The sequence below is a fragment of the Geobacillus sp. FSL W8-0026 genome (assembly GCF_037966255.1).
Classification (GTDB): Bacteria; Bacillota; Bacilli; order Bacillales; family Anoxybacillaceae; genus Geobacillus; species Geobacillus icigianus.
The window spans coordinates 2,730,175-2,742,437 of sequence record NZ_CP150194.1 but is presented as its reverse complement, the minus strand read 5'-3'; the positions used below and the strand labels follow the sequence as shown (position 1 = coordinate 2,742,437).

The 12,263-nt window shown below is 52.0% G+C and carries 12 protein-coding genes, 1 pseudogene and 1 other annotated feature; of the genes and pseudogenes, 9 read left to right on the top strand and 4 right to left on the bottom strand.

Annotation, left to right across the window (positions count from 1 at the left end; all coding sequences use genetic code 11):
* Positions 1–175: 175 nt before the first annotated feature.
* The gene (locus NST29_RS13770; RefSeq protein ID WP_033843294.1) at positions 176–364 is read right to left on the bottom strand and encodes a YjzD family protein; all 189 of its coding nucleotides are present in this window, start codon (positions 362–364) and stop codon (positions 176–178) included.
* A gap of 137 nt (positions 365–501) precedes the next feature.
* Between NST29_RS13770 and NST29_RS13765 the strand changes: the two genes are divergently transcribed.
* Positions 502–1,242: a hypothetical protein gene (locus NST29_RS13765; RefSeq protein ID WP_033843295.1), complete on the top strand. Its 741-nt coding sequence runs from the start codon at positions 502–504 to the stop codon at positions 1,240–1,242.
* A gap of 194 nt (positions 1,243–1,436) precedes the next feature.
* Here NST29_RS13765 and NST29_RS13760 read toward each other — a convergent pair whose 3' ends face one another.
* Entirely contained in the window at positions 1,437–1,685 is a 249-nt protein-coding gene (locus tag NST29_RS13760; RefSeq protein ID WP_033843296.1) for a hypothetical protein, read from the bottom strand.
* Positions 1,686–2,270: 585 nt separating this feature from the next.
* Here NST29_RS13760 and NST29_RS13755 point away from each other — a divergent pair.
* From NST29_RS13755 to NST29_RS13735, 5 genes and pseudogenes are all read left to right on the top strand, one after another.
* Positions 2,271–3,203: a beta-ketoacyl-ACP synthase III gene (locus NST29_RS13755; RefSeq protein WP_033018513.1), complete on the top strand. Its 933-nt coding sequence runs from the start codon at positions 2,271–2,273 to the stop codon at positions 3,201–3,203.
* A gap of 100 nt (positions 3,204–3,303) precedes the next feature.
* Positions 3,304–4,542, top strand: a complete 1,239-nt coding sequence (gene fabF / locus NST29_RS13750; RefSeq protein ID WP_033843297.1) for a beta-ketoacyl-ACP synthase II — start codon at positions 3,304–3,306, stop codon at positions 4,540–4,542.
* A 77-nt stretch (positions 4,543–4,619) separates the two neighbouring features.
* Positions 4,620–4,817, top strand: a pseudogene (locus NST29_RS13745) (DUF2268 domain-containing putative Zn-dependent protease); the annotation flags it as partial.
* 135 nt (positions 4,818–4,952) lie between these two features.
* Positions 4,953–5,159 carry a hypothetical protein gene (locus NST29_RS13740; protein ID WP_033843298.1) on the top strand — a complete coding sequence of 69 codons (207 nt, stop codon included), beginning with the start codon at positions 4,953–4,955 and terminating at the stop codon, positions 5,157–5,159.
* An 85-nt stretch (positions 5,160–5,244) separates the two neighbouring features.
* Positions 5,245–5,985 (top strand): YjbA family protein, encoded by a 741-nt coding sequence (locus tag NST29_RS13735; RefSeq protein WP_033843299.1) that lies wholly within the window; start codon positions 5,245–5,247, stop codon positions 5,983–5,985.
* A 44-nt stretch (positions 5,986–6,029) separates the two neighbouring features.
* Here the strand turns inward: NST29_RS13735 and trpS are convergent, their stop codons facing one another.
* The gene (gene trpS / locus NST29_RS13730) at positions 6,030–7,016 is read right to left on the bottom strand and encodes a tryptophan--tRNA ligase (protein ID WP_033843300.1); all 987 of its coding nucleotides are present in this window, start codon (positions 7,014–7,016) and stop codon (positions 6,030–6,032) included.
* A 51-nt stretch (positions 7,017–7,067) separates the two neighbouring features.
* Positions 7,068–7,300: a binding site (T-box leader), on the bottom strand.
* A gap of 51 nt (positions 7,301–7,351) precedes the next feature.
* On the bottom strand, positions 7,352–7,729 hold the full coding sequence (locus NST29_RS13725) for a DUF3899 domain-containing protein (RefSeq protein WP_339232271.1): 378 nt from the start codon (positions 7,727–7,729) through the stop codon (positions 7,352–7,354).
* Between the two features lie 441 nt (positions 7,730–8,170).
* On the opposite strand from NST29_RS13725, the gene NST29_RS13720 reads away from it, so the two are divergent.
* The 3 genes from NST29_RS13720 (at position 8,171) to opp3C (ending at position 12,244) form a co-directional block, all read left to right on the top strand.
* Positions 8,171–9,820 carry a peptide ABC transporter substrate-binding protein gene (locus NST29_RS13720; RefSeq protein ID WP_033843302.1) on the top strand — a complete coding sequence of 550 codons (1,650 nt, stop codon included), beginning with the start codon at positions 8,171–8,173 and terminating at the stop codon, positions 9,818–9,820.
* A 475-nt stretch (positions 9,821–10,295) separates the two neighbouring features.
* Positions 10,296–11,225, top strand: a complete 930-nt coding sequence (gene opp3b / locus NST29_RS13715) for an oligopeptide ABC transporter permease (protein WP_033843303.1) — start codon at positions 10,296–10,298, stop codon at positions 11,223–11,225.
* Positions 11,225–12,244, top strand: a complete 1,020-nt coding sequence (opp3C, locus tag NST29_RS13710; RefSeq protein ID WP_033843304.1) for an oligopeptide ABC transporter permease — start codon at positions 11,225–11,227, stop codon at positions 12,242–12,244. Before opp3b ends, opp3C begins: the two co-directional genes overlap by 1 nt.
* Positions 12,245–12,263 lie beyond the last annotated feature (19 nt).

Genomic DNA, 12,263 nt, shown 5'->3' with positions numbered 1-12,263 from the left:
GTTAGGGGCCCATTCGCCAACAAGGGGTCGAACGAAAAGGTGGTCTGCCTTCAAGATCGATACAACCGATCGTGCAGCAGAAACAGTCAGCACGTATATAGAGCAACAAAAGAGGGTATCCCGATCCTTTTCGGATACCCTCTCCTTTGCTCCTATGCGTTTGCAAGCCATAAGGTTAATGATGGTGATTTCCGGCTGGTTCATCCGGAATCAGCGCTGCCACCACGATGATCAGAACTGTCACGATCACGCCGAGCAGCGCGCCGGTCGCGAAATCGTAGCTGATGCCTTGCATCGAGCTCATGACGTAGGTGGCCATTTGCATGAGCAAAAACGTCCAAAAAAACGTCCAGAATAGGCGCATTTTTTGCTCCTCCCATCTTTGTCTCATTCCTTGTTCTATCTTATCATAAATGACTCCTATAGGCATATACCCGGACGTTTTTTTTTCGCCTGACATATCGTATACTGTACCATTATGCATTGCCAAAACAAGGGTGAATGGAAACGATGGCAGGACAACAGCGGTTTTTTCAACTTGATGAGCAATGGTGCATCGTTCATATACCGGAGCGCCCAAATGGATTTGCCCTTTTTGTCATCGGCGATGGCGACCATTTTGTGAACGAACGGACGAGTTTTTGGCTGGAACATCCGACGCGGCGGCAATGGCTCGAGGAGTGGCTCGAACGCGGGTACACGGTCTTTTCGTCCCATTTGTACGGAAGGCATTGGGGAAGTCCAAAGGCGGTTCGGCTGGCGCGCCAGCTCGTTTACTCCGTGCTGAAAAGTGAAATTGTCAATTCGCGCATTTATCTCGTCGCGGAAGGAATGGGCGCGCTCATCGCTTCGCAGCTGCTTAGTGTCATGCCAAGGCAAATGCGGGCGGTCGCCATGATCAATCCTTGCCTTGATGTTCGCGCCCAGCTTGATCATGAACGGGACCATCCGCTCATGTACCGGCGGATGGTGAAAGAGATCGCCTTCGCGTATGGCATGAAAGAAGAAGAAGTGCCGGAGGCCGTTCCCGCCCTGTTCTTGAGTCCGCACGATGTTCCTGTGATCGTTTGGCAACTCTCCGGTGTGAGCCCGTATCCATTTGCCTTGCACGGCCGAAGATATGAGCAATGGATGAAAGCGACCAACCGCCATGTGCGCATCATCGATGAACTGCCGGAAAAGCGGCCCCAACTTGCGGCGCAAATCGCTCGCTTTTTTCATCAGCACAATGAGCTTCCGTGATCAAAGAGCGCACTGGATGGGAAAACAGAGACCGGTGCGGAGAACAGCCGGCCAACGTTGGGCCGCTTTTTGAATAGCAACCAGTCCGGCTGAAAGGCTGTCCATTTTATAAAGAAGAGAAAGGCCCCGAAAACGGGAGAGGAACGGGAAGGGAAAAAGGGCGACCCGCTGCCAAATAGTGGGCACCTTTTGAATTATTTTTTGAATAGCTCAACAAGCGATGTCATTTTTCTCATCAGCGGTTTCAGTTGCTGCAGCGAATCGGTCAGCGCGCCAACTTGATCAAACAGCTTCACCCAGTCAATGTCAGGCAGCGGGAGCGCTTCATTTTCCCCCGTCTCTTCCTGCCGTTCTGCTCGCCGCGGCGGAAAAGGTTGAAACATCAGGCGGGAAAAACGATCGGTCGCCTTGTTGGATGGTTTTGGCGCTGGGCTGTCGGCCATGCGTATCTCCTCCTTTTTTGATGATCGCCTTATCGTTATCGTATGGGAAAGCGGGGAAAACGGTTTGGACCATTGTCCTAGGGGGATGATGATGAAAGCGTGCACACCGCTTCCTAGCATCGTTTCTCAAATAGAAAAGCCTTGCAACACCGCACACTTTTATTCATCGACCAAAGGAAACCACTGTTTTTCACCAGCCTTCTAGGAGGCTGGTGATTTCATCATGGATGCGGCTTTACCACGTCATTTCTCAACTAAAAAAACCTTGTTGCATCGATCCTGCTTTTCGCCCATTCCCCCATTGAGTAAGGGAGCCGGCCGTTTTTCACCGCCCTCCTAGCTGTCGTGTCCAACCGCCGCTGCTTTTTGGTTCGTGGTGGCGGGCTGTTTCCGCATGGAGAACGTGCGCCAGAAGGGGGCGAACGGGTTCCCTCCCTTGGCGGACGGTGTTTTTCCTATTGCATTGCCGCCCTGTTTCCGCTAAAATTAGTACCAAGTAATAATAATTGGTGATGTGGATTGATCGTACATGCTCATTCGTTCGGCAATGGGGGATATTTTGGAAAGAAAAAGGAGATGGATGGTATGGGAGCAGGAATTATCGGTGTCGGCCGTTACGTGCCGGAGCGGGTGTTGACCAACTTTGATCTTGAACAAATGATGGATACATCCGATGAATGGATTCGGACGCGTACAGGGATTGAGGAGCGCCGCATTGCCCCGGATCACATCGATACGTCCGATATGGCGTATTTTGCCGCGGAGCGGGCGCTTCGTAACGCCGGCATTGAGGCGAAGGACATCGATTTGATTATAGTGGCGACCGTTACACCGGATCGGCCGTTTCCGTCTGTTTCTTGCATGATCCAAGAGCGGTTGGGAGCGGTGAAGGCGGCAGCGATGGATTTGAGCGCCGCCTGCGCCGGATTTATGTACGGGATGGTAACGGCCGCTCAATTTATTGACACGGGAGTGTATCGGTATATATTAATAGTGGGAGCAGACAAATTGTCGAAAATTACCGACTGGAGCGACCGCAACACCGCTGTGTTGTTTGGTGACGGGGCTGGAGCAGTTGTCATGGGACCGGTGTCGTCGGGGCGCGGCATGCTGTCGTTTGAATTGGGGGCCGATGGGACAGGAGGAAAATATTTATACAAGGACGAATATATTGTCATGAACGGCCGAGAAGTGTTTAAATTTGCGGTCAGGCAAATGGGGGAATCGAGCGTTCGCGTCCTAGAGAAAGCGGGACTGGCGAAAGAGGATGTCGATTTTCTCATTCCGCATCAAGCGAATATTCGCATTGTTGAAGCGGCTCGACAGCGCTTGGAGCTGCCGGAAGAAAAAATATCGACGACGATACGCCGCTATGGAAACACATCGGCGGCTTCGATTCCGATTTCGCTCGTTGAGGAGCTCGAGGCAGGCCGCATTCATGATGATGACGTCATCGTCATGGTCGGTTTCGGCGGCGGGCTAACGTGGGGCGCGATCGCCTTGCGTTGGGGGCGGTGAGCTCGCAGACATTTTGCGTAGGGACAGTGGAACGGTCGGACGGTTTCCCTTCCTCGAACGTTGAGCTCGCAGACATTTTGCACAAAGGAGAGACGGAGCGATGGAAAAAAAACGAGTCGTCGTGACCGGGCTCGGGGCGGTTACCCCGCTTGGAAACGATGTGGAAACAACATGGAAAAACATTGTTGCCGGTCAGTCGGGCATTGATATCGTCACTCGCGTGAATCCGGATGACTTTCCGGCCAAAGTGGCAGCGGAAGTGAAAGATTTTGACCCGTCGTTGTTCGTCGATCGCCGGGAAGCGCGGAAGATGGACCGCTTTACCCAATTCGCCGTCGCGGCGGCGCTTATGGCGGTGAAAGACGCCAAACTGGAAATTAACGAACAAAACGCTGAGCGAATCGGCGTCTGGATCGGTTCAGGCATCGGCGGCATGGAGACGTTTGAACAGCAGTTTGAAATTTTCCAGCAGCGCGGCTATCGGCGAGTGAGCCCGTTTTTCGTGCCGATGATGATTCCGGATATGGCGGCCGGACAAGTGTCGATCCTCTTGGGAACGAAAGGGATCAACTCCTGCACGGTCACCGCTTGTGCGACCGGAGCCAACTCGATCGGCGATGCGTTTAAAGTCATTCAGCGCGGTGACGCCGATGTTATGATCGCCGGCGGGACGGAAGCGCCGATTACGAAAATGTCATTCGCCGGCTTTTGCGCGAATACGGCTCTCTCTACCAATCCAGACCCGAAAACGGCGAGCCGTCCGTTTGACAAACATCGCGATGGGTTCGTCATGGGAGAGGGGGCTGGCATCGTCGTTCTTGAGGAATTGGAGCACGCGCTGCGCCGCGGTGCGAAGATTTACGCGGAAATTGTCGGCTACGGCGCGACGGCCGATGCGTACCATATCACCGCGCCGGCGCCGGGCGGCGAAGGCGGCGTGCGGGCGATGCGGCAGGCGCTGCAAGATGCCGGCTTGAAGCCCGAGGACATCGATTACATCAATGCCCACGGCACGAGCACGGAGTACAATGACAAATATGAGACGGCGGCGATCAAGGAAGTGTTCGGCGATCATGCGTATCGGCTGGCGGTCAGCTCGACTAAATCGATGACCGGTCATTTGCTCGGGGCGACGGGCGCCGTGGAGGCGATTTTCTCCGTATTGGCGATCCGCGACGGCGTCATTCCGCCGACAATCAACTATGAAACGCCCGATCCGGAATGCGACCTCGACTATGTGCCGAATGAAGCGCGGAAACAAGAGGTGCGGGCGGTGTTAAGCAATTCGTTTGGATTTGGCGGCCATAACGCGACATTGATTTTTAAAAACTATCGGTAATTGAGAAACGGAGAGCCTGAACGGAGCAGAACTGCCAAGCCTAATGAACGGCGGCCCCCTTCACCGTTAGCGAACGCGAAATCGAACAGTTTTGGCGCCGCTACATCGCCCCCAACCGGGACGTTTCCGCCTCGCATCCGCTTAGCGCCCGGCTTTTGTACGGGCTTGGTTCGTATCCGAACATGGGCGGCTATGCGGTGGGGTACGCCATCGTTCGCCGCTGTCTTGAGCGAGGGCATTCGTTGACGGAGTTAATGGGGATAGAAGCAAGGTAAATCGCTGCCTTAGCTGGCTTTGCCGACGCTGAATAAGCAGGTTGTCCATCGGAGCGGCAAACGAACAGTCATGTTGTCCACAAAGCCGACATATATGTAAAACGAGGAAAGTGGACAAGAAGGAAGGGAAGCCCGATGGTCCGCCTGTTTTTTTATTTGGTCGGCTTCGGTTTTTCCGTCGTCGGCGGCATGATGGCGATCGCCTATTTAAACCTCATCACTCCTGAGCGCGGCTTTTACGACTATTGGGTTTACATTGCCAAGCGGCCCGAATGTTATTTGCTGCCGATCGGCCTGCTTTTCATCTGGGGAAGTTTGTCGTTTCCAAGCCGCGGCTCGTAGTGGGGAAAAGAGGGCGAAATGGAATAAAATTCTGCCCCTCTGCCTATACTGATGGACAAACACGTCTGGAAGTGAGGGGTATCACATGCTTTGCTTGCATGACATCTGGGTGAATTGGTTTGAAGGCGAAGAGAACGGATACAACGTCTGCCATTTTCACGAATGGCGCAAGGACGATCAAATCGAGCTGCTCGACCAAGTGCCGCTGCTAAAAGTGACCCCGGCTCTGTTCCATTATATCGAAAACAGTCTGTCTGATCTTCCCAAACCGTTGCTAGATGATGTGTATCAAAAGGCGTATGTGCGCAAAAACCATGAGCGCATTCCGTTGGATTATTGTTTCATTGTGACCGATGGGGCCGGCATTTTGGCGGTGGATACGATCGGCTACCATATTCCGATTCGCAAAAGCCGCCTGATCCCCCGGCAGGAACAGCTTGTCTATGAGATGGTGGCCGAGGCCGAAGAACGGGACTATCCGCTGCCCGAATACAACAAAGAATACCATATTTTATCTCCCGCGCCGGAACTGATGTGGGGGTTAACGCGCAAGGAGCGACAGCTGAAGCAGCTGCTGTTTATGGCGCTTGATCAGCTGTATTCGACAAAAAATGGCGCCGAAGTGCGGTATTGGTATACGGAATGGGCGCCGGAAAAATACGCCGATATTCAAAAAATGTCGTTTGAAGAAGCGTGGGCGCGGCTGTATGAAGAAACGAAGCACGGTTGGTCCAAGCGCCACGAGCAGCTATGCGAACACTTGATCAAGGGACAGCCGTTTTTCGAAAAGTTGTGGGAAATGGAGCAAGAACCAAAGGTGAATTAAAAACGGGCGAAGGCGCTTAGCGCCCGCCCGTTTTTTGTCCGGCGTTACCGCCGACGCCCAAGTCCCATGGCTTGCTCCATTTTGCGCACCATTTCCGCTGCCACCCGATTGGCTTTTTCCGCCCCTTCGTCCAACACGCGGTCAAGCTCCTCGCTTTCCATCCATTGGTGATATCGCTCTTGAATCGGCCGGAGCGTCTCGATGACCACTTGGGCGAGGTCGGCTTTAAAGACGCCGTACCCTTTTCCTTCGTATTGCCGCTCCAACTCCTCGATTGGCTGACCGGATAACGTTGAATAAATATGGAGCAAGTTCGAAATGCCCGGCTTTGCCTCCTTATCGTAGCGGATCGTCCCTTCCGAGTCGGTGACGGCGCTTTTGATTTTCTTCTCGATCGTTTTCGCGTCGTCAAGCAGTGTAATGTACGCTTTCGGGTTCGGGTCGGATTTGCTCATTTTTTTCGTCGGCTCGACGAGCGACATAATGCGGGCGCCGACTTTCGGAATGCGCGCCTCGGGAATCGTGAACAGCTCGCCGTACCGTTTGTTGAAGCGCTCGGCTAGATCGCGCGTCAATTCAATATGCTGTTTTTGGTCATCGCCGACCGGGACGATGTCGGTGTTATAAAGCAAAATGTCGGCGGCCATCAGCGGCGGGTACGTGAGCAGCCCGGCGCTGACCGCCTCTTTGCCGGCCGATTTTTCTTTAAATTGCGTCATCCGTTCCAGTTCGCCGACATAAACGAGGCACTGTAGCATCCAAGCCGCTTGAGCGTGCGCCGGCACTTCAGACTGGATGAACAGCGTCGCCTGCGCAGGGTCGATGCCAACCGCCAAATAGAGGGCGGCGAGGCGGCGAATGTTTTGCTGCAATTGGTCGGGGTCTTGTGGAACGGTAATGGCGTGTTGATCAACGATGCAAAAATAGCAGTTGTATTCATGCTGCAGCTCGACAAATTGCCGCAGCGCCCCGATGTAATTGCCAAGGGTGATAACGCCGCTTGGCTGAATGCCAGAAAAAATCGTTTTCATCGCTTTTCACTCCCTTAAACCAAAAATAAAAACGGTCCTTTCCCTCCCATGGATAGGGACGGTAGGACCGCGGTGCCACCCTACTTATTGCGCCCGTAGCGCAATCGCTTAGCCCATGCCTCACGCATGGCCTCCTGTAACGCGGAGGAACGTCCTCGCCTACTGCGTCGCCGGTTCGGCGGGAAGCTCGAAAGCCCATTCCATATGGCTAGCCGCTTGTTCGCACCGTCCACAAGCTCTCTGAAGGCATCGCCATATGTACTTTTCTTTCTCATCGCCCGATTGGTTTTCGATTTGCTTTATATTATACGGAAACCATTCAGCTGTTGCAACCTTTATTGCACGGCGTATCCGGCGGCGATCATCGCGAGAAACAGAAAGAGTCCGGACAAAAGAAGCGGATAAGTGACCGCAAAACGCCGTGGGCCGGGCGGTTGTGAGGCTTCCTGCTCCGCGGCCGCTTCTTCAAGATACCGCTCCGCCTTTGTCCCCGCGCTCTTGCGCCATTTTTGGAATCCATACGCAAATCCGCTGAAAAACCCGCGTTCATAAACAAACAAAAGTCCCCCCAATGACAGCGGCACCAAAGAGAGCAAAAAGGTGACGTTAATGAAGGCGACAGCCGTCCATGCCCCTTGCCAAGCGACGATGAGCGCACCGGTTGCCATCATGGCGGCGATGAGCCATCCGGTTCGAACCGCGGTCTGTTTCATCCATCCTTCCCCTCGCCTTGTTAGTCGTTGTCCTTATTTTATCATATCCCGCGTTCGTTTGGTTCGCGTTCGAAATAAGGTGGTCAACTTGGTTGACAAAATTATATCAAAAAACAGAAAGAAAAATAAAAACGGTCGAATCAGTCTGAATCAAGCGTTCGCGGCAGCCGGAGAAAAGTTATATTGTAAGCGATTTCCTAATCATTGACAGAAATTTTTTATTTACAAAGGGGACAAAACTAGGTACAATCCATCTTGGTAAGGATGCGGTGCTTCTTTTTGGATTACAAGTAATTCGAAAATTTTTATTTAAGAAAATAAAAAAATTCTTTTCAAGTATACTAACACGAGGTATAATAAAGCATGTAAGTACAATCTTCTGAAATCGAATCGTTCAGAAGATTTGTAATACAATACATAACCTTTAAAGGGGGGGTTTTAGTGAAAAAGCGATTTTCATTCTTCCTCGTCCTGCTTCTGGCGCTGTCGACGCTTTTAGCGGCGTGTGGCGGCAAGGACAACAACAATGCCCAAAGTGGTAAGGGCGATGAAAAACCGGCGGCAAAGAAGGAACAAGTGCTGAATTTGCTTGAAAATCAGGAGATCCCGTCGCTTGATTCGGCGCTCGCTACCGACCAAGTATCGTTTATCGTTTTGAACAACGTCATGGAAGGCTTGTACCGCTTAGGCAAAGACAACAAACCGGTGCCGGGAGTAGCGGAAAGCTATGAAGTGAGCAACGACGGCAAAACGTACACGTTCAAGCTTCGCAAAGACGCGAAGTGGTCGAACGGCGATCCGGTGACGGCGCACGACTTCGAATTCGCTTGGAAGCGCGTGCTCGATCCGAAAACGAAATCGGAATACGCGTACATTATGTACAACATTAAAAACGCGGAAGAAGCCAACACAGGCAGAGTGCCGCTTGACCAAGTCGGCGTCAAAGCTCTTGATAACTACACGCTCAAAGTCGAGCTGAAAAACGCCGTTCCGTATTTCGTCAGCTTGACAGCGTTCGGCACGTTCATGCCGCAAAACGAAAAGTTTGTGAAAGCACAAGGCAAAAAATACGGTCTTGAAACCAACACAACGCTGTACAACGGCCCGTTCGTGTTGAGCGAGTGGAAGCACGAACAAGGATGGGTTTACACGAAAAACCCGAACTATTGGGACAAAGACACAGTGAAGCTCGAAAAAGTCAATGTCAAAGTCGTCAAAGACACAGCGACAGCCGTCAACTTGTATGAAACGAAACAAGCGGACCGCGTCGTCCTGACCGCGGAGTTCGTTGACAAGTACAAAAACGACAAAAACTTCCACACGAAATTGGATCCGTCGCTCTACTGGCTGCGCATGAACACGAAAAAAGAACCGATGACCAACCTCAACGCCCGCAAAGCGATCGCGATGGCCATCGACACGCAAGCGATGGTTGATACGCTGCTGAACAACGGTTCGATCCCGGCGAAGTTCGCCGTCCCGAAAGACTTCGTCACTGGTCCGGATGGCAAAGACTTCCGCGATGTGAACGGCGATTTGGTCAATTACAATCCGGATGAAGCGAAAAAACTGTGGGAGCAAGCGAAAAAAGAGCTGGGCAAAGACAAATTCACAGTCGAGCTGCTGAACTATGACACCGACAACGCGAAGAAAATCGGTGAGTATGTAAAAGAACAGCTCGAGAAAAACTTGCCGGGCTTGACGATCAACATCAAACAGCAACCGTTTGCGCAAAAGCTGAAGCTTGAAAGCAATATGCAATATGATTTGTCGTACTCCGCTTGGGGTCCGGACTATCAAGACCCGATGACGTTCCTGCAGCTCTGGACATCGACAAGCCCGCACAATGAAACCGGCTGGTCGAATGCCGAGTATGACAAGTTAATCAAAGACGCGCAAACAACGATTGCCAACGATCCACAAGCTCGTTGGGATGCTATGCTGAAAGCCGAGAAAATCGTCTTTGAAGGAATGCCGATCGCTCCGCTGTATCAACGCAGCACTGCGTATGTGCAACGTGAATACGTCAAAGATTTCGTCACGCACCTAGTCGGCGCCGACTACAGCTTGAAATGGGCGTATGTCAAGTAATCCATTGTTCTCTTGAAAATGCGGAGGAGAGTATATGCACAAGGCATATACTCTCCTTTTGCCTGCCAAAGCGAAAAATGTCGAAAAACAGCGAAGATTATAGAAAAAAGCGCGCAGGTCATGAAAATGATGACAAACGGCGTGGGGAGGTCAAAGAAACGTCTCATGGGCAACGTCTTGCCCTGCCCCAACATCGAAACGATTGATGAAGGTATGGGTGGTTCTCGCAGAACGTTCCATGGGCAGTGTGATCTGCCCTCTACCCGGGGATGAAAATCAACGCTTGCCGAAGGGATTTTCACAGAAAAGGCCCATGGGCAACATTTTGCCCTCCACCCGGGGGATGAAAATCCCGCGCCCGTGCGGCATTTTCACAGAAAGATCCATGGACAGCGTGCTGCCCCAAACCCGGGAGCGAACATCCTTATTACCGTTGTGTGGGGGATTTTCCAAGAAAAGTAGAGGAGGTGCGTCCATGGCGCGATATACGCTTCAACGGTTCGCTTATATGGTCGTTACATTGTTCATTATCGCCACGCTGACGTTCTTTTTGATGAAGCTGCTGCCCGGCTCGCCGCTGCAAAACCAAGAAAAGCTGACGCCGGAGCAAAAGGCGTTGATTTTAAAAGAATACGGATTGGATAAGCCTGTTCCTGTTCAGTACATGCTCTATTTAGGGAATTTGCTCAAAGGCGATCTCGGCGTATCGTTCCAATATGACAACCGTCCGGTGACGGAACTGATCAGCGACCGAATTGGCCCGTCGGCCCAGCTCGGGTTTCAGGCGATCGTTTTTGGGACGATCGTCGGGTTGATTCTCGGAATTGTCGCGGCGATTCGCCACAATCGCTGGGAAGATTATACGGCGACAGTCATTGCCGTCTTGGGCGCCTCGATTCCATCGTTTGTGCTTGGGGGATTTTTGCAATACTTTATCGCTGTGAAATGGCAGTTGCTCCCGGTAGCGTTTTGGGAAGGCTTCAAATATACCATTCTTCCGACCTTGGCGCTGTCTGTCGGGGTCATCGCCAGCATCGCCCGCTTTATGCGCACCGAGATGCTTGAGGTGTTGAGCTCTGATTATATTTTGACCGCTCGAGCGAAAGGGATCAGCCAAGCGGGGGTTATTCTCAAACATGCCATTCGCAACTCGCTCATTCCTGTCATTACGATTTTAGGCCCGCTGACGGTCAATTTAATGACTGGAACGTTGGTGATTGAGAAATTGTTTGCTGTCCCTGGCCTTGGGGAGCAGTTTGTTCGCTCGATCGAACTGAACGATTATCCTGTCATTATGGGCACGACGTTGTTTTATTCGGCTTTGTTGATTTTGGCTGTCTTTATCGTTGACGTGTTGTATGGGATTGTCGATCCACGCATCCGGTTAGCGGGAGGGAAAAAATAATGGCGAAACAAAACTATGAACAACTTTCATCGGATTGGTTTCAGCCCGCCCCGCCGAACGTCGGTGAGCAGGAGAAGATCAATCGTCCGAGTTTGACGTTTTGGCAGGATGCTTGGCTTCGCCTTCGCGAAAATAAAGCAGCGATCGTCGGGCTTGTGATGATCCTTCTTTTAGCGCTGATGGCGATCATCGCCCCGATGGCGAGCGACCGGACGTACAAGGAGCAAAACTTGCGGCATGCGAAACTTCCGCCGAAAATCCCGGTGCTTGAACATGTTCATTGGCTTCCGTTTGACGGCCGGGATGCCAACGGCGTTGATGTGTATAAACAGCGCGGTGTCAAAGAGTATTATTGGTTTGGCACGGATGACTTAGGGCGCGACTTGTGGGTGAGAACGTGGTACGGCACGCGCATCTCCCTTTATATCGGCTTGCTGGCCGCATTGATCGACTTATTGATCGGGATTGCGTACGGCGGCATTTCCGGCTACTATGGCGGCCGCGTCGACAATGTGATGCAGCGAATTATCGAAATTTTAAACGGTATTCCGTATTTGATCGTGGTCATTTTGTTCATTTTGATTTTTGAACCCGGAATCATTTCCATCACTTTGGCGATGGTCATTACCGGTTGGACGACGATGGCGCGGATCGTGCGCGGGCAAGTGTTGAAATTAAAGAACATGGAATATGTGTTGGCGGCACGGACGCTCGGGGCGCCGACATCGCGGCTTATTTTCAAACATTTGATTCCGAACGTCATCGGCCCGATTATCATCACGACGATGTTCACGATTCCATCAGCCATCTTCACCGAGGCGTTTTTGAGCTTTATCGGCCTTGGTATCCGCCCGCCGGAAGCGTCGCTCGGTTCGCTTGTCAACGATGGGTATAAGTCGATTCAAACGTATCCGCACTTGATGATCATTCCAGCGGTCGTCATCAGCTTGCTCATTTTGAGCTTCAACTTGGTGGCTGACGGAATCCGCGATGCGTTGGACCCGAAAATGCGCAAATAAGGAACGGAAGGGGTGAAAC

Bases quoted from the DNA above. Each gene is read 5' to 3' on its own strand.
- NST29_RS13770 (WP_033843294.1), bottom strand. From the start codon at position 364: ATGCGCCTATTCTGGACGTTTTTTTGGACGTTTTTGCTCATGCAAATG.
- NST29_RS13765 (WP_033843295.1), top strand. From the start codon at position 502: ATGGAAACGATGGCAGGACAACAGCGGTTTTTTCAACTTGATGAGCAA.
- NST29_RS13760 (WP_033843296.1), bottom strand. From the start codon at position 1,685: ATGGCCGACAGCCCAGCGCCAAAACCATCCAACAAGGCGACCGATCGT.
- NST29_RS13755 (WP_033018513.1), top strand. From the start codon at position 2,271: ATGGGAGCAGGAATTATCGGTGTCGGCCGTTACGTGCCGGAGCGGGTG.
- fabF (WP_033843297.1), top strand. From the start codon at position 3,304: ATGGAAAAAAAACGAGTCGTCGTGACCGGGCTCGGGGCGGTTACCCCG.
- NST29_RS13740 (WP_033843298.1), top strand. From the start codon at position 4,953: ATGGTCCGCCTGTTTTTTTATTTGGTCGGCTTCGGTTTTTCCGTCGTC.
- NST29_RS13735 (WP_033843299.1), top strand. From the start codon at position 5,245: ATGCTTTGCTTGCATGACATCTGGGTGAATTGGTTTGAAGGCGAAGAG.
- trpS (WP_033843300.1), bottom strand. From the start codon at position 7,016: ATGAAAACGATTTTTTCTGGCATTCAGCCAAGCGGCGTTATCACCCTT.
- NST29_RS13725 (WP_339232271.1), bottom strand. From the start codon at position 7,729: ATGAAACAGACCGCGGTTCGAACCGGATGGCTCATCGCCGCCATGATG.
- opp3b (WP_033843303.1), top strand. From the start codon at position 10,296: ATGGCGCGATATACGCTTCAACGGTTCGCTTATATGGTCGTTACATTG.
- opp3C (WP_033843304.1), top strand. From the start codon at position 11,225: ATGGCGAAACAAAACTATGAACAACTTTCATCGGATTGGTTTCAGCCC.